The organism is Bradyrhizobium sp. SZCCHNR3119, from assembly GCF_032487775.1.
In the GTDB taxonomy this organism is placed as follows: domain Bacteria; phylum Pseudomonadota; class Alphaproteobacteria; order Rhizobiales; family Xanthobacteraceae; genus Bradyrhizobium.
This window is the reverse complement of the sequence record NZ_JAUEUV010000001.1, coordinates 1,551,284-1,575,157: the sequence shown is the minus strand read 5'-3', so window position 1 is coordinate 1,575,157 and position 23,874 is coordinate 1,551,284. Positions and strand designations below refer to the sequence as shown.

Genomic DNA, 23,874 nt, shown 5'->3' with positions numbered 1-23,874 from the left:
CTAATAGCGCGGGTTAATCAGGAGCTTCAATCGAAAGCGGCACGAGACGACATGACCATGCAAGTGCCCCTTCGTTTCCGGAGTTCATGTCAGAAGGGCCATGATGAAACGCGTTCGGAAGCGGGGTGCGGGGCGCCAAGCCCGGTCGGCCAAGCCTGGTAAGTCGAGGTCGGGTTCGCCCAGAGCGAATGCGACGGCCGCGACCTCGGCCAGCCTGAAGGTTGCCGCAGCGGGGTTGGCCAAGAGAAGTTCGACCAGCACGAATTCGAGCAAGGCGAGTTCGACCAAGCCCAATTCGCCCAATTCGACCAAAACCAATTCGACCAAGCGCACCCCTCGGGTGACCTCGGTGGCGCGAGGCGTGCCGCGTGCAGCTCGCGAGCCGGTTGCGCGAACGTCCACCCGTGGGGTCGTCGAGGCGGCCTTGGCGGTGTTCGCCCACGAGGTCCGCACGCCGCTGACCGGCATCCTGGCCATCAGCGACCTCCTGGCGACCTCCGAGCTTGGCGAGCGCGAGCGTCGCTGGGTCGAGACGATCAAGGCAGGCGCCGAGCACCTCTCCAGCCTCGCGACCTTGTTCGTCGACGCCGCCAAGAACGGGACCAGGAACGGGACCACGGGGGCCGCGCCGCGGACCGACCTGTTCGATCTGGGCGTGCTGGCCCGCGCAGCCGGTGATTCCCTGGCCGGGCGCGCCGCCGCCAAGGGACTGGCCGCCAAGGTCGATCTCTCCGACGAATTGCCGGCGCTGGTGGTCGGCGATCCCGTTCGCCTGCGCGCTGCGCTGGAAAATCTGATCGACAATGCGGTCAAGTTCACCGAGCAGGGCGGGGTTGCGCTCAAGGTCACAGTGGCACGGCGGGCCGGACGCGCCAGAGGCAAGGTGGCAAAGGGCAAAGTCACGATCGCCTTCGAGGTGTCGGACAGCGGCATCGGGCTGACCTTGCAGGAGATCAAGCGGCTGTTCCGTCCGTTCACGCAGGCCAACGTATCGATCGCCTCCCGTTTCGGGGGCGCCGGGCTCGGGCTTTCGTCGGTCCGGCAGCTGGCACGTGCGATGGGTGGGGACGTGTCGGTTGCGCCGCGCCCGAATGGCGGCACCAGCTTCACCCTGACGGTCGGCGTTACGATCGCCGAGGCGCCTCAATCCCAAGCCGGCGGGCCGGAGGGGGCAATCTTCCTTGCGCCGACACGGTCGCTGCGGCTGCTCGGGGTCGAGGACAATCCGTTCGGGCGTGTCGTGCTCAACACCATCCTGAACGAGCTTGGCCATCAGGCCGAGTTTATCGGCAGCGGCGAAGCGGCGCCGGATAGGATCCAAAAAGGCGGATTGGACGCGGTGTTGATGGACATGGTGCTGCCCGGCATCAACGGCGTCGAGGCGATCGCGCGCATCCGCAAGCTCGAGCCGCCTTACGGCAGCATACCGATTATAGGCGTGTCAGGCCGCGGCGAAGACGAGGCGGCTGCCCGCGCGGCCGGGGCCGACGCTTTCCTGCTCAAGCCTGTCGCTCCGCGGGCGCTCGCGAGTGCGCTGCTCGAAGTGACGAGCCGCGCGGCAGCCGCGACTTGATGATCGCGGCGTTCAGCTCGCCGCCGTAGATGAAGATCGCGGCGATGAAATACAGAAACACCAGCGCGATGATCACCGAGGCCAGCCCCGCATACATCGTGACGTAGTTGTTGGCGAAGCGCGCCAGGTATTGGCCGAACACGATGCCGGAGACCAGCGAGGCGACCAAGGTGAAGACGATGCCGGGCAGGATCTGCAGGAAGCTGCGGCGGCCGAACGGCACCCAGGCATGAAGGACGAACAGCGCGACGGTCAGGGCCGTGATCGTGATGCCGTAGCGCGACAGGTGGACGAAGCGCTCATTGGCCTCCACCGCAACCGGAAGGTAGGGGCGCGCGGTCGCCATGATCAAGGGTCCGAGCACGATCAGGAACGACATGGCAAGCGCGGTGAAGGCGGCGAGCAGCGTGTAGGCGATCGATTCGAGCCGCAGCCAGTACCAGCGCCGCTGCTCGACGACGTTATAGGCCCGGTTGAGCCCGACACGGAGCGCCTCGACGCCGTTGGAGGCGAAATAGACCGAGAGCACGGCGCCGATGGTCAGCGCATCGGTGCGGGTGGTGGTGAGCACGTCGTGGATCTGGGTGGCGAGCGCGTCGGCGACCTGGGTCGGCCAGGTCTGCAGCAGCAATGTGGCCGCTTGGTCGGCAAGGTCCTTGGAGCCGATAAAGCCGGCCAGCGACGTCAGCACGATCAGGAACGGAAACAGCGCCATCAGGGTCGACAGCGCGATGTGGCTTGCGATCGCCCAGCCGTCATCGGCAAGGAACGTGTAGAACGCATCCAGGCTGACGTGGATGATATAGCGAAGCAGCTTCACCTTGCACCTGCACCCGCGACGCTCGCCCGGTCCCGGCGAACATCGGACATTCTTCCGCGAAAAGCCAGATCGTGGATCGCCGCAGCGCCTGATCCGCCATGGCGCCCACCGTATTCCAATGTTATCTAACGCCGATGACGTCCGTTTTGAGCATATTCCTTCTTCCCATCGCAGTCGGCGCCGTCGCGTTCGTTCTGTTCCTCGGCCTCGTCAACATGATGCGTGGCGGTTCGCCGAACCTGTCGCAGAAGCTGATGCGCTGGCGCGTCATCCTGCAGTTCGTCGCCATCGTCATTGCGATGGCCGCGATCTGGGCGATGGGCCGCTAACTCGACCGCCAACTTGGCGCCAATTTGGGCCACTCATTTGCGGCACTAAGGAGCACATATGGTCGTCCTCAATCGCATCTATACGCGCACCGGCGACGACGGTACGACGGCGCTGGGCAATGGTGAGCGACGGCCGAAATTCGATCTGCGTGTCGCGGCTTATGGGACCGTCGATGAGACCAATGCGGCGATCGGCGTCGCGCGGCTGCACCTTGCAGATCGCGCCGATGTCGATGCGATGCTCTCGCTGATCCAGAACGATCTGTTCGATCTCGGCGCCGATCTCGCGGTTCCCCAGCGCGAGGGCAAGGCGGAGCGCTTGCGCGTCGTCGCAAGCCAGGTCGAGCGTCTCGAGCACGACATCGACACGCTGAATGCGCAGCTCGCGCCGCTGACCTCGTTCGTGCTGCCCGGCGGCACGCCGGCCGCCGCCCATCTGCATGTGGCCCGCACGATTTGCCGCAGGGCGGAACGGCTGATGGCGGAACTGGCCGTCAAGCCGGATGAGCCGGTCAGCGAGGCGGCCCTGCGCTACATGAACCGGCTTTCGGATTTCCTGTTCGTCGCCAGCCGGGCTGTGAACGGAAACGGGGCGGGCGATGTCTTGTGGGTGCCGGGGCAGAACCGCTGAGGCGCTGCGTGTGCCGAACGACGTCCTTTCGCGCCCGTTCAGCGGATTGACGCAAGATCGAAAAGCGATAGCAAATCATGGATTTGCCAGTACCGGAGCGGGGCGGAAGCGGCTAAGATGATGGTCGCGGCGAGACGCGCGTCGGGAGCAAAGACCCTGCCGTTGCGATGCGTGATTTTTCGCTTCTCGCGCGTTGACCGGGGGGTACGGCCGCTTTAGGTTCCGCGCCCGAACAGTCAACCCGAAAGATTTACACGAAAGAGGATCGATGAAGGTTCTGGTGCCGGTCAAGCGGGTGGTCGATTACAACGTCAAGGTCCGCGTTAAGAGCGACGGGTCGGGCGTTGAACTCGCCAACGTCAAGATGTCGATGAATCCGTTCGATGAGATCGCGGTCGAGGAAGCGCTGCGGCTGAAGGAAGCCGGCAAGGCCACCGAGGTCGTGATCGTCTCGATCGGGCCCGCCCAGGCGTCAGAAACGATCCGCACCGCGCTGGCGATGGGCGCCGACCGCGGCATCCTGGTCAAGGCCGAAGGCAATGTCGAGCCGCTGGCGGTGGCCAAGATCCTCAAGGTCGTCGCCCAGGAGGAGCAGCCGGGCCTGATCATCCTCGGCAAGCAGGCGATCGATGACGACAGCAATCAGACCGGCCAGATGCTGGCCGCCTTGCTTGGCTGGTCGCAGGCGACCTTCGCCTCCAAGCTCGAGGTGGACGGGGCCGACTTCAAGGTCACGCGCGAGGTCGATGGCGGCCTGCAGACCGTCAAGCTGAAGGGGCCGGCGATCGTCACCACCGACCTGCGCCTCAACGAGCCGCGCTATGCGTCGCTGCCGAACATCATGAAGGCGAAGAAGAAACCGATCGCCGAGAAGAACGCTGCCGACACCGGCGTCGATATCACCCCGCGTCTCGATGTGCTCAAGACCGCGGAACCGGCGGGACGCAAGGCCGGCGTCAAGGTCAAGGACGTCGCCGAGCTCGTCTCCAAACTCAAGACCGAAGCCGGGGTGCTCTGATGGCCACGCTGCTGATTGCCGAACACGACAACGCCTCCGTCAAGGATGCGACCAACAAGACGCTGACTGCAGCGAGCGCGCTGGGCGCCGAGGTCGACGTGCTGGTCGCCGGCCAGAACGCCAAGGCTGCCGCGGACGCGGCGGCCAAGCTTGCGGGCGTGAGGAAGGTGCTGCTGGCCGACGACGGGTCTTACGCGCACGACCTCGCCGAGCCGCTGGCGGCGCTGATCGTCCAACTCGCTGCGGGCTATGACGCGATCGTCGCGCCCGCGACCTCGCGCTACAAGAACGTGATGCCGCGCGTCGCCGCGCTCCTCGATGTCATGCAGGTCTCCGAGATCATCAAGGTGGTCTCGCCGGATACGTTCGAGCGGCCGATCTATGCCGGCAACGCCATCCAGACCGTGAAGTCCAAGGACGCCAAGAAGGTGATCACGGTGCGCACCTCGACCTTCGCAGCTAGCGGCGAAGGCGGCAGCGCGCCGGTGGAGACGGTCGCCGCGGCCGGCGATCCCGCGCTGTCGAGCTTCGTCGGCGAGGAGGTCGCCAAGAGCGACCGTCCCGAGCTGACCTCGGCCAAGATCATCGTCTCGGGCGGCCGCGCGATGCAGAGCCGCGAGAATTTCGCCAAATATATCGAGCCGCTGGCAGACAAGCTCGGCGCCGGTGTCGGCGCCTCGCGCGCGGCGGTCGATGCCGGCTACGCCCCGAACGATTGGCAGGTCGGCCAGACCGGCAAGGTGGTGGCGCCGGAGCTCTATGTCGCGGTCGGCATTTCCGGCGCGATCCAGCATCTGGCCGGCATGAAGGACTCCAAGGTGATCGTCGCGATCAACAAGGACGAGGACGCGCCGATTTTCCAGGTTGCCGATTACGGTCTGGTCGCCGATCTTTACCAGGCGGTCCCCGAATTGACCGAGGCGCTTGGCAAGCTCGGCAAATAAACTGGTGGACACCGGCCGGAGGGGATGATCCCAGCCGGTGCTGGAACGTTGTAAGGAGCATGGACAGGCGCGACATGCGCGCCGTCCGGTGGACAAAAAGATGGCTCAGATCAACAAGGTCGGCGTGATCGGCGCGGGACAGATGGGCAACGGCATTGCGCATGTGGCCGCGCTCGCCGGGCTCGACGTGGTGCTCAACGACGTCTCCTCCGACCGGTTGAAGTCGGGCATGGCGACGATCAACGGCAATCTGTCGCGACAGATCGCCAAGAAGATGATCACCGACGAAGCCCGCAGCCAGGCCTTGGGCCGGATCACCTTGGCCGAGACGCTGGATGGGCTCGCCGATTGCGATCTCGTGATCGAGACCGCGACGGAGAAGGAGGAGGTCAAGCGCAAGATCTTCCACGATCTCTGCGCCGTCCTGAAGCCGGAGGCGCTGATCGCCTCCAACACCTCCTCGATCTCGATCACGCGGCTCGCCGCCTGCACCGACCGGCCCGAGCACTTCATCGGCATTCATTTCATGAATCCGGTTCCGCTGATGGAACTGGTGGAGCTGATCCGCGGCATCGCCACCGACGATAGGACCTTCGAGGCCTCGAAGGAGTTCGTCACGCGGCTGGGCAAGCAGGTCGCGGTCTCCGAGGATTTTCCCGCCTTCATCGTCAACCGCATCCTGCTGCCGATGATCAACGAGGCGATCTACACGCTCTATGAGGGCGTGGGGAATGTCGAGGCGATCGACGCCGCGATGAAGCTCGGCGCCCATCACCCGATGGGGCCGTTGGAGCTCGCCGATTTCATCGGCCTGGATATCTGTCTGTCCATCATGCAGGTGCTGCATGAGGGGCTGGCCGACTCCAAGTACCGGCCCTGTCCGCTGCTGGTGAAATATGTCGAGGCCGGCTGGCTCGGACGGAAGACCCAGCGCGGCTTCTACGACTATCGCGGGCCGAAGCCGGTCCCGACGCGATAAGCCACCGCCGCTTACCTCCACCCTTCGTTAAGATCTGCCGGTTAACGTCGGGTAAGAGGGGTGTTTGCGTATGGATATGAGTCTCGTCGCCGCCGTGATGGCGCAGCAGCAGGGCGCGGTGCAGCAGCAGGTCGCCACGTCGATGCTGAAGCAGAATCTCGATTCTCAGAAATCAGCGGTCCTGACCCTGCTCGGCGGCGCGCAGCAGACGCTCTCGCTCGCCAATGTCGGTCCCGGCGTCGGCGGCAATCTCAACATCGCCGCCTGATTGCATTGTCCGGGCCGAGCGCAAGCCGCCGGGGTTACAGCCCCGCCGCGGCCGACGCGGTCGCAGCCTTGATCAGCTTGACTGCATCGTCGCTGTCCCATTCAGCGGGACCGGCGATGGTCGCGATCTCGCAGCCGGTGCTGTCCACCAGCACCGACGTCGGCATGCCCAGCGCGCGGCCGATCGATTTCAGATCCTGGAACACCTTGGCCTTGGCATCGCTGAAATAATCCAGCTGTGTCAGCTTGGCGTCGGCCAGGAACGCTTTCGGCTTCTCGGGATCGCGGGTGTCGATATTGACCGCGACCACCTGGAAATTCGGGCCGCCGAGCCTGGCCTGCAGCCGGTCCAGCGCCGGCATCTCCTTGCGGCAGGGCACGCACCAGGTCGCCCACAGGTTCAGCAGCACCGTCTTGCCGCGGAAGTCGGAGAGCTTTTTCGGTGCGCCGTTCGCGTCCTCGAAGGCGAGGTCCGGCAGCTTGAGCGGCGTCGTCGCCATGGTCAGGGCCGCCACCTCGCCATGGGCGAGCGGCGCGATCTTCCTGGCGGTATCGACGGCCGGCTGGCAAGACTGGTCGCCGGCCGGACGCCCGTGCAGCCATCCGCCGGCGTAAAGGCCGAGCACACCGAGCGCAGCGACGGCGACCACCGCGCCGATGACGGCCGGCATCCGGCGCGAGGCGGTCGGCAAGGCGGTCGGTCGGGCGGGGGAGGGATCGGGCTTATCGTTTGTCATTTCGGGTCGGTTGCGGCTATCAGAGGCGCCAATTGGGGCACGCCCGAACATGGCGTCTCCCGGCGGTGATCAGGCAAGGTTTTTAAGAGCAACAAGGCATGAGCAACAAGATGTGGGGCGGCCGGTTCTCGGAGCGTCCCGATGAGATCATGGAGGAGATCAACGTCTCCATCGACGTCGACCGCCACCTCTACGCCCAGGACATCGCCGCGTCCAAGGCGCACGCCGCCATGCTTGCCGCGCAGGGCATCATCACCGCCAGTGATGCGAAAAATCTGGCTAAGGGTCTAGACACGATTTTGTCAGAGATCACTAAGGGTTCGTTCGAATTCAAGCGCGCGCTCGAAGACATTCATATGAATGTCGAGAGCCGTTTGAGCGAGCTGATCGGCCCCGCCGCCGGCCGCCTGCATACCGCACGCTCCCGCAACGACCAGGTGGCGACCGATTTCCGCCTGTTCGTGCGCGACACCATCGACGAGGTCGATGCCGCGCTTGTCGCCTATCAGCAGGCGCTGGCGGAGCGGGCGCTGGAGCATGCCGGCACTGTGATGCCCGGCTTCACCCATCTGCAGACCGCCCAGCCCGTCACCTTCGGCCATCACCTCCTGGCCTATGTCGAGATGGCGGCGCGCGACCGCGGCCGCTTCGCCGACGCCCGCAAGCGGCTCAACGAATCGCCGCTGGGGGCGGCCGCGCTCGCCGGCACCTCGTTCCCGATCGACCGCCACGCCACCGCCGAGGCGCTCGGCTTCGACCGGCCGATGGCCAATTCGCTGGATGCGGTGTCCGACCGCGATTTCGTGCTGGAGACGCTGTCGGCGGCCTCGATCTGCGCGGTGCACCTGTCGCGCTTCGCCGAGGAGATCGTGATCTGGACCTCGCCGCTGGTCGGGCTGGTCAAGCTGTCGGACAAGTTCACCACCGGCTCCTCGATCATGCCGCAGAAGCGCAACCCCGACGCCGCCGAGCTGGTGCGCGCCAAGACCGGCCGGGTGATCGGCGCGCTGAACGGGCTCTTGATCGTCATGAAGGGTCTGCCGCTCGCCTATCAAAAGGACATGCAGGAGGACAAGCAGGGCGCCATGGAGGCCTTCGCGGCGCTGTCGCTGGCGATCCGCGCCATGACCGGCATGGCGATCGATCTCGTGCCCGAGACGGAGCGGATGAAGGCGGCCGCCGGCGAGGGCTATGCCACTGCGACCGATCTCGCCGACTGGCTGGTGCGGACCCTGAAGATGCCGTTCCGCGAGGCCCATCACGTCACCGGGCGCATCGTGGCGCTCGCCGCCAAGCAGGGCGTCGCGCTGCACGAGCTGCCGCTCAAGGCCATGCAGGAGGTCGAGCGGAAGATCACGGCCGAGGTGTTCGGCGTGCTCTCGGTCGAATCCTCGGTGAAGAGCCGCACGAGCTTCGGCGGCACCGCGCCCAAGAACGTGACCGCGCAGGCCAAGAGCTGGCTGAAGCGGTTGGAAAAGCAGCGAAAGTAGGGTCTCGGCGCCAAATTTCGCCGTGCTTGCGTGGCACTCCGGCACTCGCCAGGGCTGGGCTTTCTCTGTATGGTGCCGCCCGCATTGGGGATATCGAAACGTGAATCGTAGCCGTCGTCCGACCTCGTCCGGCTGGGCCATTGTGGCCGTGGGTGCTGCCGCGCTGCTGCTCGCGTCCTGCGGGCGCAAGGGCCCGCTGGACCTGCCGCCGAACTCGCCGCCGCAGCCCCAATTGTCGTCGGCCCCCACCGACACCGCCCAGGAGAACGCGGCCAAGCCGAGCGTGTTCGGCTCCAGCTACGGCGCCGACGCTGCCCCGGCTGCGCCGCGCGGCAACAAGAAGCCCTTCATCCTGGATCCGCTCCTGGACAGCAATAAATAGGGTTGAGCTGAAGCTCGACGGGTGGTCGATGCTTCACCCCCCTGGAGGGGGAGGGTCGCCTCACCGTGAGCGAAGCGAGCCGTGAGGCGGGGGGTGATCTCTCCACCCGCGCCGGTTTCCTTGGCCCACCCCACCCCGCAGCCCGTCGCTGATGCGACGAGCGTCGACCCTCCCCCTGCTGGGGAGGGTGGCAGCGCGAATTGACATTCCCTCCGGTTTCTCGGCAAGTCGCGCCGAGACACTCTAAGCCCTTTGCGAAGGGCTGCGCGGATCACAGCCCATGAACCATTTCGACTATCGCTCCGGCGTGCTGCACGCCGAGGCGGTCAACCTCGCCGACCTCGCCGCCCAGGTCGGCACGCCGTTCTATTGCTATTCGACCGCGACGCTGGAGCGGCATTACCGCGTCTTCGCCGATGCCTTCAAAGGCGAGGACGTCCTGATCTGCTACGCGATGAAGGCCAATTCCAACCAGTCGGTGCTGCGGACCCTCGCCAAGCTCGGCGCCGGCGCCGACGTGGTCTCGGGCGGCGAGCTGAAGCGCGCGCTGGCCGTCGGCATCCCCGGCAGCAAGATCGTGTTCTCCGGCGTCGGCAAGACCGAGGCCGAGCTGCGCTCGGCGCTCGCGGCCGGCATCCGCTGCATCAACATCGAGTCCGAGCCGGAGCTGGAGCTGCTGTCGCAGCTTGCCGCCGAGACCGGGCATACGGCGCACATTTCTGTGCGCGTGAACCCGGACGTCGATGCCGGCACCCACGCCAAGATCTCGACCGGCAAGTCCGAGAACAAGTTCGGCATTCCGCTGGAGCACGCGCGCAGGGTCTATGCCCGCGCCGCCACGCTGCCGGGCATCAAGGTCTCGGGCGTCGACGTGCATATCGGCAGCCAGATCACCGATCTCGGCCCGATGGAGACGGCCTTCCGCATCCTCACCGAGTTCGTGCAGACGCTGCGCGCCGACGGCCACACCATCAGCCACGTCGATTTCGGCGGTGGCCTCGGCATTCCCTATCACATGGACCGCGGCGCGCCGCCGGAGCCGGACGCCTATGCCGCGATGGTCAAGCGCGTCAGCCACAATCTCGGCTGCACCCTGCTGTTCGAGCCGGGGCGGATGATCGTCGGCAATGCCGGCATCCTCGTCGCCAAGGTCATCTATGTGAAGCATGGCGAAGCCAAGAACTTCGTCATCATCGATGCCGCGATGAACGATTTGATCCGCCCGACGCTGTACGAAGCCCATCACGACATCCTGCCGGTCGTTGCGCCCGCGCCCGGCACGCCGCAGATGATCGCCGACGTGGTCGGCCCGGTCTGCGAGAGCGGCGATTACCTCGCGCTCGACCGCGCCCTGCCGGAGCCGAAGCCGGGCGACCTCCTGGCGATCATGACATCCGGCGCCTATGGCGCGGTGCAGGCCGGCACCTACAACACGCGGCCGCTGGTGCCGGAGGTGCTGGTGAAGGACGACCAGGCCGCGGTGATTAGGCCGCGGCTCGACGTGGATGCGCTGATTGCCATGGACACGCCGGCGCCGTGGTTGTGAGTTGACGTGGCCGGACGCTCGAATTGGTCCGACCTCTCCATGAGCCCCGTCATTCCGGGGCAGCCCGTCAGGGCTGAACCCGGAATCTCGAGCTGATGCGGCATCTGCATCGCACCTGAAACGTCAACTTAATTCGGCTGCCCCCTTGAACGGCAGCGGCCAGGCGTAGTCCGGATGAGCGAAGCGATATCCGGGTCCTGCTCCCGCATGTCGCTGACGCTCATGCGGGCTACGCTTGCTGATTTTGCTTGGGCCTATCGCCGCGCGGCGACGAGGCGCGCAATGGCGCCTATGCGTCCAGCAGATCCGGCTTCAACAACTTCCAGGCCTCGGTTTTCAACGCTTTGGCGATCTTCTCGATGTTGTCGATCGAGACGTTCCGTTCGCACCGCTCGACCGAGCTGACATAGGTCCGGTTGATCCCGGCCTCATGCGACAGCGCTTCCTGGCTCATGCTTTGGGCCGCACGCAACATGCGCATGTTGCGCGCCAGGATCTCCCGTGTTCGCCGTCTATGGGTTCGCTTGTCCACGAACGCATATCCAACCGATTGACGACTTTAAGGCGACCTGATATCAGAAACAAAATGTCGACTATAAGATACATTCAGTTTCGTGCTGATGGCTGCATGAATCGGTCGGCAGGGAATATGCGGTGCGGTATCGGCAAGAGCGAGAGTCCTGCGGCGTAAGGCGTCCCTCATTCTTTCGAGGGCGAGGAAGGGGAGCGCCGCCCAGAATCCGGAGATAGACCAATGGACGGTCGCAACGACCCTGAAGGTTCCGCGTCTGGCGTGGATGGGAACGAGACGCCGCCCGGCGAGGAGCGTTCCGCCGAGCAGCGCGTGATGGCGGTCACGGCGATCGACTATCGCGGCCGGGTCCTGACGGTGGTCAGCCGGTCCGACATTGCCCATCCCAATGCGCAGGCGACGGGCCTGATGTCCTTCACCACGATCATCCTCTCGGGGCCGCTGGGTCAGCTGACCTGGACGGCCGAGACATGGCGAGAGTCTCTGCGGAACCATGAGATGGCCGTCAGTAAGCTAATCCGGTCGATGACATCGGAGTGTGGCGTCTGAGTGGTGGTGTCGTCGGGCTGAGAATCTGTCAGCGGAGGCTATCCGTGATATCTCGTGCGTCCATCCTTGCCCTGCTGCTCCCGCTGGGCACTGCTGCGTGGTGAGCTTTATTCGTCACGGAGGTTTGCGCCAGCAGCTGGGCAGTTTTGTGCAGCGTCACCGTAATCCCAGCGTCACCGTAATCCGTGATTGTCGATGCGCACGGTGATTGCTGGCACGGCTACCCCCGAAACCAGGGCGGTCAGCCGTTTAAGAAGGTGTGAGAGGAGCATCTAAGAGGCCGCCTCAGTTGGCGGCCTCTTTCATTTTGGTTTCCCTAGCCTTGGCAGATCATCGAACGGCAAAAGCAAATTGGCATCGTTCAGCTTGGGATAGGCAATATCCATCTTTTCCCAAAAGTCGTACTTGTCTTTGGACAGGCGCATAATGGCCTTAACGCCCTCTAGCATTTCCTTCAAACGTGGCTTGCCCTCCTCGGGGGTCAGGTATTGCGTCAACTTCTCCGTTGGCCGGCCAGCGGCATTGCGTCTCACCTTGGCGTGCAACGTCGGTCTGATCCCTGGGGCCAACCGATCATAGATATTGTTCGTCCAGTGCCCGAGTACGCTGGGACGTGCAGTTTTTTCAGGATCAAAAGCCCACTTATTGAGCCTGAATACTTCACGATAGAAGTCGGTATCGAACATCTGGACCCAAGGCAGCCGATCCTTCGCTACGTAAGCCTCTAGCATCCGCATGATGGCGTCGCGCTTGCGAACATCATCAAAACCGGTTGCTCTGTCGACTAGGTCCTCAATGGCGTGGTCCGTGAGAGCCTTTAGGAGGGCTTGGCACGCCAGGCCAATATGGCGCTGTTGCGCCGTCAACTTCCCTGCCACAAGCGCATCCTGGTAGACCCAGCAAACACCGGGTAGGAGCTTGGCTTTGTAGCCGAATGCACGCCCTTGGTAGCCTGGGCCCTTGAATGGCACGAATTCAAGCGGAACCGTCGCCTCAACTAGGTCATTGGAAATAAATGGCTCTAGGTTCTTGGCACGCAAGAATGCAGGCTTTCCGTCGACCGAAGCGCCTTCCCCGCCCTTAGCCTTTCCCGCGCGTCCGATCGCAGTCAGGAAACCCTCTTGCGAGAACACGCGGGTATTGTCCTTGTCGTCCAGAACAGCGCACGCCAACCGTACATCGCCGATCTGGAGCACGCCTTCGGCAACCGCCTTCGGCAGGTCTTTACCGAAACGAGCGAGCGCAGCCCTCCGAGCAATTGCAGACCGCTCTTCTTTTGAAAGAGCGTTAGCGCGGGCAAATCCGCCCGCCTGTTTGGATTCGTCCTTAGGTTCGTTCACCCTAACCTCATGCTTGCATTCCGACGATGCAAGAATATGCTTGCATCCAGAGAAATGCAAGCATACACATGCAAGCGGGATGGGCGAGTTTTGTGCGGCATCACCGTAACTCCGGCTCCCTGCGATAACCGTCGCTACGCTGATCCGTGGCAAGGAGCTCAATGAGACATGTCAAACTGCTGAAAGGCGACAAGTCCGAAAATTGAGCGTGTAGCTCAAAGGTAGAGACCCCGCTATGCTAACGACCCTAGTCCGTGTGACGACTCCAATGCCGCCGGATCGCGAGCCGTTGATCTGGCACTTCAAGGTGCTCACGACCGACGAGCAAGAGGCCCTGCGTTGGGTCCGATCTAACAGCGAGGTGCTGCCACAGGCGACGGTCGAAGTCGTTCCGGTCTTCTAGCGGTACCCTCAAGTCAGCGAAATTGCGGATTCACTCGGATGCCCGAGGAGGATCAAGAACTCATGGGGTTGCGGCCGAGGGGGCAAACTATGCTGGAAATTGCGTTTAAGTCCGTCATTACGGTCGGGGCAATCGTCGCACTCTATTTCTTTTGGACGAGCAAGGTCGATGTCGGCAAGACGCTGCTGAAGCCGTTTTCGTTCATCACGTTCAACAAGGAGGCGCGGCTTGACTTAGATTACCAGCAGATACTCGGCGCGCAGTGCAATGGCAGACCGTCTTTCGTGTTTTACACGTTCCAGTTCGTCAACTCGTCCGATGACAACCTCACGGTAAAGCAAATATTGGTGCGCTACCACACAGCGTCGGGTGAGCGGACAGTTGATTCAACGGTAATCGACCCCGGCGAGGTTGTGACCCCTAAGGGTAACGTTGAGAGCATAATGATCCATTCGCGTTCGCGGGGCGCGAATATAATGCTTATGAACTGGAAGAACTTCCGGCCTGTGCTTGGCGAATTCAAAACCCTATCGCCGGGCGCGGTGCTCAGTGGCAGCGCAGTATTTGTGCTGGATGGCATTACCCTTCAGGATCTGAAGCAACTGAAGCGGTTTCAAGTCGTCGCTATCGACTTCTCCGGAAACGAGGTCGTCAAAGACATCGATGTCAAGCCGGAATGGGTTGCCCACGCTGACGATCTGGAAGTTGCCTCCCGCGCCTTTACTGCAAAAGGCCAAGAAATCACTTGGCACTAAGAGCAAGGATTGCGGCGGCCTAGAGGCCATAAGCTCTGCCGAACAAACGCCGCGAGTTCGGTTTTGTCGACCGTCGTTGGCTTCCAATCCTTCGGATCGACATGTTCCGGCAAGTCGGTGCCGGCCTCAACCGCCATTCGGATTACGGTGCACTTAATTCATGTCATGGCAGTGGGATGCAGAGGTTAAGTGCACTTTCACCGTAATTCCCTGAAGGAACGCATCTATCGCGGCGCACAGACTGGGCTTTCGACAAGCCTGTATTTTAGCGGACAACTGGGCTCGCGATCCTTTTCCGGTATGACACCAATCGCGGTCACTCCTGGCGGCACAAGGTTATCCATGGCCCACATCGCCAGCACGTCTTCGCCAGAAATAAGCAGGTTATGTACGCCTATTGCGAGGTCTACCTGAATCGGCTCAGGCCCGTACTCAACGCTCCCATCTTTCTCACGCGACCACGTGGGCTCGACGAGCTTGCCGTCGGCTCCGATCGTAAAGTCAGTTATCGTTAGCGTGCCGGCGTTCTTCCCCGGATGTTGGGCGGCGTTTCGCATCGAGATAAATGGTCCATTGCATCGCTTCATCTGACTCAGGAATCTTGTCTTGAGGTTATCCGCTCCAAAGGTCGTCGTTGCGAAATCCATGACAGGCTGCGGATGCTTTCGCGTTGGCCATATCCATTCACTCGCCTCGACATAATCTGTGCCGTAGAGGCGATTGAATACATCCAGCAATTCGCGGAGAAAATCCTTGAATTCGACGAGGAAATTCTCGCAATCCTCTTTCAGCCTGGGAACATGAGGAATTTCGCCGCTTCCTGGCTTAAACGAAGCCTTGGCCTTTTCAATATCGGCGCGAATACGCTGTTCGATCTCCCAGCAACGTAGCAGCCGCTTGATCATCGATCGCGTGTAAAGCTCTATGATCGGCTCCGATAGCTTCTTATCTGCGCCGCAATATTGCAGGAGATTTATTGACTGCACTGTCAGGCGCGCCACCATTACATTTCGGGTACCGTGCTCCAGGACCCTTTGCCGGTTGAACAGTTCTTGCACCTGACATTCCTATGGCTGGCTTCCCCTCAGCCCTTTGGCCCGAGCGGCCGGATATTGTTGCCTGCGGCCCGCTGGTGTTCAAGTCAGTCTGTGAGGTCCGTTCGGCGAGGCCACGCGTGCCCAATTTCGGTGACAGTGCACTTAACTATTCATGCCGTGAAATCGGCGCGACGCGACAATTGGTGCACTGGACCAGTCGGCGCCGTGGCTATTAGGTCCAGCGGCCTGCGGATCAGGGTGCTGATTGGGCATCAGAACGCCTTGGGCAGACCGGCCTGTTTCAGAACGGCGTTGGCAAGATGGCGTGAGGGAATCGCATTGTCGACAACGAAGCGGTGGCCGTTGATCGGACTTTGCCAGATCTCATGGCGCGCCGCGCCCATGCCGCACAAACTCGCATCCTGCCTCGCGCAAGATTTTCTTCAGCTCGGGCGTGAAGCTTTTCATGCGGCCACGTGGGCGCGCACCTTGGTCGAGATCGAGGCGATGATCTCAATGGGAATTTCGGTCTCGGTGACCTTGGAAGCCTCGGTGCCTTCGAGCAGGTCCTGGATGATCCCGGGGATCTTGGCGGCCAGCTCGTTGAGGGTGGCGGCACCAGTGGCGAGGCCCGGCACGTCAGGGCTTTCGGCGATCCAATAGCTGGCTTCCGGGTCCCAGGTCGCGCGAACCACGATCGTTGACATGTCGGCGTGCTCCTCTGCTGCGTGCATGTTGTGGTGCGCCGTTCGGAAAAATCAACCCCGCAGCATCGTAATGCCTGCCCCCTTTGCCGCGTGGCGCGGCCAAGTTCAGGACTATTGCCAGCGCGATACACCCCTGCTGAGCCCGTCACTCAAAAATCTTCTATTGCGTTTTTTCCGAAATCGTGGTTCAATCTGCTTATCCCGTCCCACTGAGGGGGCGCTTCGCGATCGTCACGGACGTCGGGTGCGGGATGCGGTGGGCGTGTCGGGTCGCAGCATGGTCTCCATGCGGACGAACGATCCCGATGCGACGGTGAAGTCGCGTGGTTCTGGCATCCCGGTGCTGATGCCTGCGCAATGCGCTGACAGCGCATTGTCGCAACGCGATGATGCCAAAGGCATCACGCGGACGGGGGCAACACAGCCGGTCCCCGGGAAGAGCGCGTATAAATCGTAACACCATCGCGCAGGGAAGGCCGGGCGATCTCGGCTGAGCCTGTGGTTCTGCCGCGTGCTTTTTTGCTGCACGCGGACCATGGGCGCCGGCCGGCGCCCGGTCTTCCCTGCGCCCTCACTTTCCAGAGGGTGACGCGTTCTCGGAAAACTCGGGCGAAAACACGCCGCGAGAACGGATTTCCATGCGACATACAAAAGAGCAGTGCCGGGATCACGGCGATAGGCGAGGGCGCGGGGTTTCTGGAAATGGTCTGGAACCCGCCCGGTCACACTCGCGTGTGATCGGCGGCTGCCGGAGGGCCCGGCCCTCAGGAACGGATGCCTCACTGCCGCCTTTTGTGCTAGCTTGTGTGCCTGGGCAACCTGGAGAGTTTGTTGAGCGGTGCCATTCCTGACCCGGCCCAGCCGGGAAACACCCCCGATGCGCTCGCACGGCTGAAGCTGACGCAGGCGCTGCAACAGGCGCGTCTCGCGATCGCCTGGGAGCGCGGCTGGCCGCATCTGGCCCGCGTTCTCCTCGTCATCGGCCTGTTCCTGGTGGTGTCATGGGCCGGCCTGTGGCTGTCCCTGCCGTTTGCCGCGCGCGCCATCGGGGTCGGACTGTTCGCTCTGTTCGCGCTCGGGGCGCTGGTGCCGGCGCTCCGGTTCCGCTGGCCGAGCCGCGAAGAGGGCTTGGCCCGGCTCGATCGCAGCTCCGGAATCGCGCATCGTCCCGCCACGGCGCTCACCGATACCCTGGCGACGCAGGACCCGATCGCGCGGGCCCTGTGGCAGGCTCAGCGCGAGCGCACGCTCGCCTCGATCAACCGGATCCGCGCCGGGCGTCCGCACCCGCGGCTGTCGCTGCATGATCCCTGGGCGTTGCGCGCGCTGGTCGTGGTGCTGATGGTCGCGACCTATGTCGCGGCCGGCGACGAGCGCGCCATGCGCGTGTCCTCGGCCTTCGACTGGAACGGCGTGCTGGCGCCGGCCACGGTCCGGGTCGATGCCTGGGTGAACCCGCCGGTCTATACGGGCCGGCCGCCGGTCATCCTGTCGGCGGCGAACAAGGAGGCCGCCTTGCCGCCGAGCGGGGTGCTTGCGGTGCCGGCCGGCAGCACCCTGATCGTGCGCTCCAGCGGCGCCAATCTCGACGTGGTCGCGGGCGGCGGCATCTCCGAGGCGGCCGCCACCGAGCCGGCGCCCCAACCGGTGCCTCAAGGCGCCATCGAGAAGCACTTCACCATCGCCGGCGACGGCACGGTCCATGTCCGCGCGCCATCGGGGCAGCCGCAATGGACGTTCACGGCGATGCCCGACCATCCGCCGACGATTGCCTTCGCGAAGGATCCGGAGCGGCAGGCCCGCGGCGCGCTCAAACTGTCCTACAAGCTCGAAGACGATTACGGCGTGACCGAAGCGCACGCCCATGTGGCGGTGCGTCCCGTCGACAAGGGGGCTGCCGACAAGGACGCCGGCGCGCAGGCGCCGCGGCCGCTGTTCCGGCCGCCGGAGTTTCCGCTGGTGCTGCCGAATGCCCGCACCCGCAGCGGGGTGGGCCAGACGGTCAAGGATCTCAGCGAGGATCCTTATGCCGGCGCCGACGTCACGGTGACGCTGACGGCCAAGGACGAAGCCGGCAATGAGGGCAAGAGCGAGCCGTTCGAGATGCGGCTGCCCGAGCGTCTCTTCACCAAGCCGCTGGCGCGGGCGCTGATCGAGCAGCGCCGCATCCTGGCGCTCGATGCCAATCGCAACGGCGACGTGTTCACCGCGCTCGATGCGCTCCTGATCGCGCCGGAGCTGTTCACGCCGGAGGCGGGGCAGTATCTCGGCCTGCGCTCGGTCACCAGCCAGCTCGAAGCTGCGCGCACCGACGATGCGCTGCGCGAGGTGGTCGCCAGCCTGTGGGCGCTCGCCGTCACCATCGAGGACGGCAACATCACCGACGTCGACAAGGCGCTGCGCGCCGCGCAGGACGCGCTCAAGCAGGCGCTGGAACGCGGCGCCAGCGACGAGGAGATCAAGAAGCTGACGCAGGACCTGCGCCAGGCCATGGACAATTACATGCGCCAGCTCGCCGAGCAGCTGCGCAACAATCCGCAGATGGCCCAGCGGCCGCTCGATCCCAACACCAAATTCCTGCGCCAGCAGGACCTGCAGAACATGATCGATCGCATGGAGCGGTTGTCGCGCTCCGGCGACAAGGAGGGCGCGCGCGAGCTGCTCGAGCAGCTGCAGCAGATGCTGGAAAATCTGCAGATGGCGCAGCCCGGCCAGGGCGACAACGACATGCAGCAGTCGCTGAACGAGCTCGGCGACATGATCCGCAAGCAGCAGCAATTGCGCGACAAGACCTTCAAGCAGGGTCAGGACTCCCGCCGCGACCGCATGCGCGGCCGCCAGCAGGGCGACCAGGACCAGAGCTTCGGCGATCTGCAGCAGGATCAGCAGGCGCTCCGCGATCGGCTGAAGCAGCTGCAGGAGCAGCTCGCCAAGCGCGGCATGGGCGAGGGGCAGCGCGGCCAGAAGGGGCAGCAGGGCCAAAAGGGCCAGCAAGGCCAGGGTGGCCAACAGGGCGGGCAAGGCGAGCAGGCCGATCAAGGCGACGATGGCGATCAGGGCGACGGCCTCGACCAGGCCGACAACGCGATGGGCGATGCCGGCAGCCGGCTCGGCGACGGCAATGCCGATGCCGCCGTGGAGAGCCAGGGCAAGGCGCTCGACGCGCTCCGCAAGGGCGCGCAGAAGCTTGCCGAGGCGATGCAAAAGGACGGTGACGGCGAGCAGCAGGGCGATGGTCCGGGGTCGCGGGCCGGCCGTCGGCAGGGCAACGGCCAGACCGATCCGCTCGGACGGCCGATGCACCCCAGCACCGATATCGACGATTTCTCGCAGAAGGTCCCCGGCGAGATCGACGTGCAGCGGGTTCGCCGCATCCTCGAAGAGCTGCGCCGCCGGCTGGCCGATCCGTCCCGTCCGCAGATCGAGCTCGACTACATCGAGCGGCTGTTGAAGGATTATTAGTCCGGCCGTCGCGGCCGCCTGCCTCGGAGGTTGAAAGCCACGGGATACCTTCCCGCTCGTTTGGGGGGGCGGCCATCGGGCCGGTGCTGATGTCGCCCCTTGAAGCCCGGGGTTCAGGACGATAATCGTTGAGGACTGACAAGCTTCAGGTGTCCTCTTGCCCAGAGATGGCGGATTGCTGCGAGTGCTCGCCGCTGCTGTTTGTATGCTGGCGGCGGGTTCTCCGATCTGGGGCGCCGCCCCAGCGGCCGCTGCGCCGTTGCAGGCGAGCGATGACGGTCCGGACAGTCCGGCGTCATCTTCCGCCGGACATGCTGCGCCCGGCACCGTGACGCTTTCCGCCGCGCAGCAGCGGCAGATCGGACTGCAGACCGCCGTCCTGGAGGCGGCGCCGCATCCCGAGCAATTCCGAGCCTATGGCGCGGTCCTGGACGTCGCCCGGGTGACCGAGCTGGCCAACAGCTACACCAACGCGCAGGCGCAGCTACAGACCGCCCAGGCCAAGCTCGACGTGGCGAAGAGCGCACTTGAGCGGGTCCAGAACCTCGTCCAGTCCGCGGCGATGCCGAAGAAAGACGTCGAGACTGCCGAGGGGACGTTCCGAACCGATCAGGCCTCCCTGGCCGCCGCGGAATCGCAGGTCAAGACCCTCGCCGCGACGGCGCGGCAGGAATGGGGCTCCGTGATCGGAAAGTGGATCGTCGAGCGCTCCCAAGAGGTGGTGCGCTTGATCGAGCGCGACCAGTTTCTCGTCCAGGTCACCTTGCCGCCGGGCGTGGTCCTCGCCGGCGAGCCGCAGGTCGCACTGGCGCAAGCGCCGACGCGGAGCGCCAACATCGATCTCTCCTACATCTCCCCGGCGACGCGAACGGACCCGCGGATCCAGGGACTGAGCTACTTTTTTGCGGCGTCCGGCGACAGCGGCTTGCTGCCGGGCATGAACACCACGGTCTATGTCCCCTCGGGCAAGACCTATCAAGGCGTGTTCGTCGAGGACACCGCGATCGTTCAATGGCAGGGCCGGTCGTGGGTGTATCTCCGCTCCGGGCCTACCAGCTTCAAGCGTCATCCGATCAGCACGGATCAGCCTGTGTCCGACGACGACTACGTCGTGCAGGACATTCCGCCCGGCTCCGAGATCGTGATGCGAGGCGCGCAGGTCCTATTGTCGGAGGAGGCGAGGAGCGAGCTTCGGGGCGACGACGACAATGATTGACGACCCCGGCCCGACGCCGACCGGGCCGCAGGCGGCGTTGGTCTCCTTCGCCATCCGCTTCCGCGGGATCGTGCTCGCGCTGGCATGCGCCGTCGCGGGTTACGGCGTGTTCGCACTGGGGAATGCGAGCTACGGGGTGTTTCCCGAATTCGCCCCGCCGCAGGTTTCGGTCCAGACCGAAGCGCCGGGCCTCGGCCCGGAGCAGGTCGAGGTGCTCGTCACCCAGCCGGTCGAAACATCGATCATCGGCCTGCCCGGCATCGAGAGCATGCGGTCGTCCTCGATTCAGGGATTGTCGGTCCTCACGGTGATCTTTCAGCCGGGCAGCGACATCTACCGGGCGCGCCAACTGGTTGCCGAGCGCCTCGCGGTCCTGGCGAGCCGCCTTCCGCAAGGCGTGCAGCCTCCGTCCATGACGCCGCTGACGTCGTCGGCCGGGACCGTGCTTGTGATCGGCCTGACCTCCGATCGCCGCTCGCTGATGGATTTGCGCACGCTTGCGGACTGGACGGTCGGAAGACGGCTGCTGGCGGTGCCTGGCGTCGCGCAAATATCGACTTACGGCGGGGACACGAGATCGCTGCAAGTGCAGGTCCGACCCGATGATCTGGTCCGCTTCAAGGTCGGCATGAACGACGTTCTGGCCGCGGCGCGGAAAGCCACGGGAGTCCGCGGCGCCGGGTTTGTCGACACGGCCAATCAGCGCGTCGTCCTGCAGACGCAGGGCCAATCGCTGACGGCCGAGCAGCTCGCGCGCACGGTTCTGTTCCACCATGACGGCGCCAGCGTGGTGCTGGGCGATGTCGCCACCGTTGCGACCGCACCCGAGCCGCCGATCGGCGCCGCGCTGATCAACGGCCGGCCCGGAATCATGCTGATGATCAGTCAGCAATATGGCGCCAACACGCGCGAGGTCGCGACGCGGGTCGAGGCGGCGCTGACGGACTTGCGGCCGGCGCTGGAGGCCGAAGCGGTCCAGCTTCATGCCGACCTGTTTCGCCCCGCGAGTTTCATCGATGCGGCGACCAGCAACGTCCTGTACGCGCTGCTGATCGGCGGCGCGCTGGTGATCGTCGTGCTGCTGCTGTTCCTGTTCGATTGGCGCACCTCCGTCATCAGTTGCACCGCGATTCCGCTATCGCTGCTCGCCGCCGTGCTTGCCCTGGAGTGGATGGGCGAAAGTCTCAATACGATGACGCTCGGTGGGCTTGCCATCGCCATCGGCGAAGTGGTCGACGATGCCGTGATCGGCGTCGAGAATGTGGTGCGGCGCTTGCGCGAGAACCGCCATTCCGCGGCACCTCGCGCCGAGACGCAAGTCGTGCTCGGCGCCATGCTCGAGGTCCGCTCCTCCGTGGTCTACGCGACCTTTGCGGCGCTCCTGGTCTTCGTGCCGATCCTGGTCCTTCCGGGCGTCGCCGGCCGCCTGTTCGGGCCTCTCGGCATCGCTTATATCCTCGCCGTCGCGGCTTCGCTCATTGTCGCGCTCACCGTCACGCCGGCCCTGTCCATGGTGCTGCTGGCCGGAAAGGCGGCTGGCAATCGAAAGCACAGACCTCCGCCCTTGGTGCGCTGGTCACGCCGTCACTATGAAAGCCTGCTCTGGCGGATCGGGAGGTTTCCTCGGCTGGTCGTCGCGACCGCGGTGCTTCTCACGATGCTGGGAGCTGGGATGTTGCCGTTCTTTGGCGGCACCTTCCTGCCCGATCTGAAGGAAGGCCATCTGATCCTGCACGTATCGGCGATTCCCGGGACATCGCTCGATGAATCGCTGCGCATCGGCAAGCTGATCACTTCTGCGCTTCGAACCGTGCCGGGCGTGCGCAGCGTGGCCCAGCATGTCGGACGTGCCGAGGCCGGCATCGACACCGTCGGTCCGCACTCCAGCGAGTTCGAGATCGACTTCCAGCCCGGGCTTTCCGGGGCGGACCAGGAAACAACGGAGAAGCGCATTCGCGCAGCGTTGGCCGATTTCCCCGGCGTCGTCTTTTCGATCAAGACCTATTTGACCGAGCGGATCGAAGAAACGGTGTCCGGCTTCACCGCGGCAGTGGTCGTGAACGTCTTTGGTCCCGATCTCGATTCGCTGCAGCGCGCCGCGCGCGACGTTGCACGTGAGCTCGGCGAAGTTCGGGGCGCGATCGAGGTTCAGCAGCAGGCTCCGCCGGGAATGCCGCAGGTCGATGTGACGCTCCGCCCGACCGATCTGCAGCGATGGGGACTCGACGCGGTCGATGTGCTGGAGTTGATCCGGACGGCGTATCAGGGGGACGTCGTCGGTCAGGCCTATGAAGGCAACACGGTCTTCAACGTGATCGTCAAGATGGACACGCGTGCGAACGCCCGCCTGTCTCAGATCGGCGACATGCCGGTGCGGACACCGAGCGGCGCTTATGTTCTGCTGAGGCAGATCGCGGACGTCTACGGGACCTCCGGCCGTTATCAGGTCCTCCATCGCGATGGGCAGCGCGTTCAAACCGTCACCGCTGGTGTCAGCGGGCGCGACCTGGAATCCTTCGTCGCCGATGCAAGGCGAAAGATCGCCAGCGACGTCAAGCTTCCGCCCGGCGCCCATGTCGAGTTCGCGGGAGCGGCCGAGGCGCAGGCTCGGTCGCGGCGCGATCTTCTGGTCAATTCGTTGCTGGTGGCGGTGGGCATCGTCCTTCTGCTGTCGTTCGTCACGGGCCACTGGCGCAACCTGGTGCTCGTCCTCGTCAATCTGCCGTTTGCCTTCGTCGGCGGAGTGTTCGCGGTTGCACTCACGGGCAGCTTATTGTCCCTCGGCTCGATGGTCGGGTTCGTCACTCTGTTTGGGATCACGCTCCGCAACTCGATCCTGATGATCTCGCATTATGAGCATCTGGTCACGGTCGAACGCCGCGCGTGGGGAGCCGAGACGGCGATCGAGGGCGCGGCCGATCGCCTCGTTCCGATCCTGATGACCTCGCTCGTGACGGGCCTCGGCCTGCTGCCGCTGGCGCTCGGTGCCGGCGAGCCCGGCCGTGAAATCGAAGGGCCGATGGCGATCGTCATTGTCGGCGGACTCGTGACCTCGATGGCGCTGAACCTGCTGGTACTGCCGCCGCTTGCGTTGCGCTATGCGCGGTTCGATATTTCCCCGCCGGAGACGACACGCCAAAAGGCGACTGTATCCTGA

At 64.3% G+C, this 23,874-nt stretch carries 22 protein-coding genes and 1 pseudogene; 16 read left to right on the top strand and 7 right to left on the bottom strand.

The features are described from left to right. The first annotated feature begins 100 nt into the window (after window positions 1–100). The gene (locus QX034_RS07540) at window positions 101–1,573 is read left to right on the top strand and encodes an ATP-binding protein (protein ID WP_316169128.1); all 1,473 of its coding nucleotides are present in this window, start codon (window positions 101–103) and stop codon (window positions 1,571–1,573) included. Here QX034_RS07540 and QX034_RS07535 read toward each other — a convergent pair. Continuing rightward, window positions 1,500–2,393 carry a YihY/virulence factor BrkB family protein gene (locus tag QX034_RS07535; RefSeq protein WP_315706435.1) on the bottom strand — a complete coding sequence of 298 codons (894 nt, stop codon included), beginning with the start codon at window positions 2,391–2,393 and terminating at the stop codon, window positions 1,500–1,502. The two genes, QX034_RS07540 and QX034_RS07535, sit on opposite strands and share 74 nt — an antisense overlap. Window positions 2,394–2,527: 134 nt before the next feature. Between QX034_RS07535 and QX034_RS07530 the strand changes: the two genes are divergently transcribed. From QX034_RS07530 to QX034_RS07505, 6 genes are all read left to right on the top strand, one after another. Further along, on the top strand, window positions 2,528–2,722 hold the full coding sequence (locus QX034_RS07530; protein WP_315706434.1) for a twin transmembrane helix small protein: 195 nt from the start codon (window positions 2,528–2,530) through the stop codon (window positions 2,720–2,722). Window positions 2,723–2,780: 58 nt separating this feature from the next. After that, complete coding sequence (locus QX034_RS07525) at window positions 2,781–3,353, top strand: cob(I)yrinic acid a,c-diamide adenosyltransferase (protein WP_315706433.1); 573 nt, start codon at window positions 2,781–2,783, stop codon at window positions 3,351–3,353. Window positions 3,354–3,621: 268 nt separating this feature from the next. Beyond that, window positions 3,622–4,371 carry an electron transfer flavoprotein subunit beta/FixA family protein gene (locus tag QX034_RS07520; protein ID WP_315706432.1) on the top strand — a complete coding sequence of 250 codons (750 nt, stop codon included), beginning with the start codon at window positions 3,622–3,624 and terminating at the stop codon, window positions 4,369–4,371. After that, the gene (locus QX034_RS07515; RefSeq protein WP_315706431.1) at window positions 4,371–5,315 is read left to right on the top strand and encodes an electron transfer flavoprotein subunit alpha/FixB family protein; all 945 of its coding nucleotides are present in this window, start codon (window positions 4,371–4,373) and stop codon (window positions 5,313–5,315) included. Before QX034_RS07520 ends, QX034_RS07515 begins: the two co-directional genes overlap by 1 nt. A 100-nt stretch (window positions 5,316–5,415) precedes the next feature. Beyond that, the gene (locus QX034_RS07510; protein ID WP_315706430.1) at window positions 5,416–6,294 is read left to right on the top strand and encodes a 3-hydroxybutyryl-CoA dehydrogenase; all 879 of its coding nucleotides are present in this window, start codon (window positions 5,416–5,418) and stop codon (window positions 6,292–6,294) included. 70 nt (window positions 6,295–6,364) lie between these two features. After that, complete coding sequence (locus QX034_RS07505) at window positions 6,365–6,562, top strand: putative motility protein (protein WP_315706429.1); 198 nt, start codon at window positions 6,365–6,367, stop codon at window positions 6,560–6,562. A 34-nt stretch (window positions 6,563–6,596) separates the two neighbouring features. On the opposite strand, the gene tlpA is transcribed toward QX034_RS07505, so the two are convergent. Further along, window positions 6,597–7,298, bottom strand: coding sequence for a thiol:disulfide interchange protein TlpA (gene tlpA, locus QX034_RS07500; RefSeq protein ID WP_316195147.1), 702 nt, complete (start codon window positions 7,296–7,298; stop codon window positions 6,597–6,599). Between the two features lie 98 nt (window positions 7,299–7,396). Between tlpA and argH the strand changes: the two genes are divergently transcribed. The 3 genes from argH (at window position 7,397) to lysA (ending at window position 10,716) form a co-directional block, all read left to right on the top strand. After that, the gene (gene argH / locus QX034_RS07495; RefSeq protein WP_315743824.1) at window positions 7,397–8,788 is read left to right on the top strand and encodes an argininosuccinate lyase; all 1,392 of its coding nucleotides are present in this window, start codon (window positions 7,397–7,399) and stop codon (window positions 8,786–8,788) included. Window positions 8,789–8,888: 100 nt separating this feature from the next. Next, a complete protein-coding gene (lptM, locus tag QX034_RS07490; protein ID WP_315706426.1) occupies window positions 8,889–9,170 on the top strand; it encodes an LPS translocon maturation chaperone LptM in 282 nt (93 codons plus the stop codon). A gap of 280 nt (window positions 9,171–9,450) precedes the next feature. Next, window positions 9,451–10,716 carry a diaminopimelate decarboxylase gene (lysA, locus tag QX034_RS07485; RefSeq protein ID WP_315743823.1) on the top strand — a complete coding sequence of 422 codons (1,266 nt, stop codon included), beginning with the start codon at window positions 9,451–9,453 and terminating at the stop codon, window positions 10,714–10,716. A gap of 289 nt (window positions 10,717–11,005) precedes the next feature. On the opposite strand, the gene QX034_RS07480 is transcribed toward lysA, so the two are convergent. Beyond that, window positions 11,006–11,197 (bottom strand): helix-turn-helix transcriptional regulator, encoded by a 192-nt coding sequence (locus tag QX034_RS07480; protein WP_315743822.1) that lies wholly within the window; start codon window positions 11,195–11,197, stop codon window positions 11,006–11,008. 273 nt (window positions 11,198–11,470) lie between these two features. Between QX034_RS07480 and QX034_RS07475 the strand changes: the two genes are divergently transcribed. Next, a complete protein-coding gene (locus QX034_RS07475; protein WP_315743821.1) occupies window positions 11,471–11,797 on the top strand; it encodes a hypothetical protein in 327 nt (108 codons plus the stop codon). Window positions 11,798–12,099: 302 nt separating this feature from the next. On the opposite strand, the gene QX034_RS07470 is transcribed toward QX034_RS07475, so the two are convergent. Further along, window positions 12,100–13,137, bottom strand: coding sequence for a P63C domain-containing protein (locus QX034_RS07470; protein ID WP_315743820.1), 1,038 nt, complete (start codon window positions 13,135–13,137; stop codon window positions 12,100–12,102). A 268-nt stretch (window positions 13,138–13,405) separates the two neighbouring features. Between QX034_RS07470 and QX034_RS07465 the strand changes: the two genes are divergently transcribed. Both QX034_RS07465 and QX034_RS07460 read left to right on the top strand, forming a co-directional pair. Beyond that, on the top strand, window positions 13,406–13,540 hold the full coding sequence (locus QX034_RS07465) for a hypothetical protein (RefSeq protein ID WP_315807268.1): 135 nt from the start codon (window positions 13,406–13,408) through the stop codon (window positions 13,538–13,540). A 38-nt stretch (window positions 13,541–13,578) separates the two neighbouring features. Beyond that, window positions 13,579–14,295, top strand: coding sequence for a hypothetical protein (locus QX034_RS07460; RefSeq protein WP_315743816.1), 717 nt, complete (start codon window positions 13,579–13,581; stop codon window positions 14,293–14,295). Between the two features lie 224 nt (window positions 14,296–14,519). Here the strand turns inward: QX034_RS07460 and QX034_RS07455 are convergent, their stop codons facing one another. From QX034_RS07455 to QX034_RS07445, 3 genes and pseudogenes are all read right to left on the bottom strand, one after another. Continuing rightward, window positions 14,520–15,353 carry a hypothetical protein gene (locus QX034_RS07455; protein WP_315743814.1) on the bottom strand — a complete coding sequence of 278 codons (834 nt, stop codon included), beginning with the start codon at window positions 15,351–15,353 and terminating at the stop codon, window positions 14,520–14,522. Between the two features lie 251 nt (window positions 15,354–15,604). After that, window positions 15,605–15,800 (bottom strand): annotated as a pseudogene (locus tag QX034_RS07450) (type II toxin-antitoxin system HicA family toxin). After that, window positions 15,797–16,039 (bottom strand): DUF1902 domain-containing protein, encoded by a 243-nt coding sequence (locus QX034_RS07445; RefSeq protein ID WP_315743812.1) that lies wholly within the window; start codon window positions 16,037–16,039, stop codon window positions 15,797–15,799. The pseudogene QX034_RS07450 and the gene QX034_RS07445 overlap by 4 nt, the downstream one beginning before the upstream one ends. Window positions 16,040–16,870: 831 nt before the next feature. On the opposite strand from QX034_RS07445, the gene QX034_RS07440 reads away from it, so the two are divergent. The 3 genes from QX034_RS07440 (at window position 16,871) to QX034_RS07430 (ending at window position 23,874) form a co-directional block, all read left to right on the top strand. Then, entirely contained in the window at window positions 16,871–19,501 is a 2,631-nt protein-coding gene (locus tag QX034_RS07440) for a TIGR02302 family protein (protein WP_315706422.1), read from the top strand. A 178-nt stretch (window positions 19,502–19,679) separates the two neighbouring features. Next, complete coding sequence (locus QX034_RS07435; RefSeq protein ID WP_315706521.1) at window positions 19,680–20,717, top strand: efflux RND transporter periplasmic adaptor subunit; 1,038 nt, start codon at window positions 19,680–19,682, stop codon at window positions 20,715–20,717. Continuing rightward, window positions 20,710–23,874: an efflux RND transporter permease subunit gene (locus QX034_RS07430; protein ID WP_316195143.1), complete on the top strand. Its 3,165-nt coding sequence runs from the start codon at window positions 20,710–20,712 to the stop codon at window positions 23,872–23,874. The genes QX034_RS07435 and QX034_RS07430 overlap by 8 nt, the downstream gene beginning before the upstream one ends.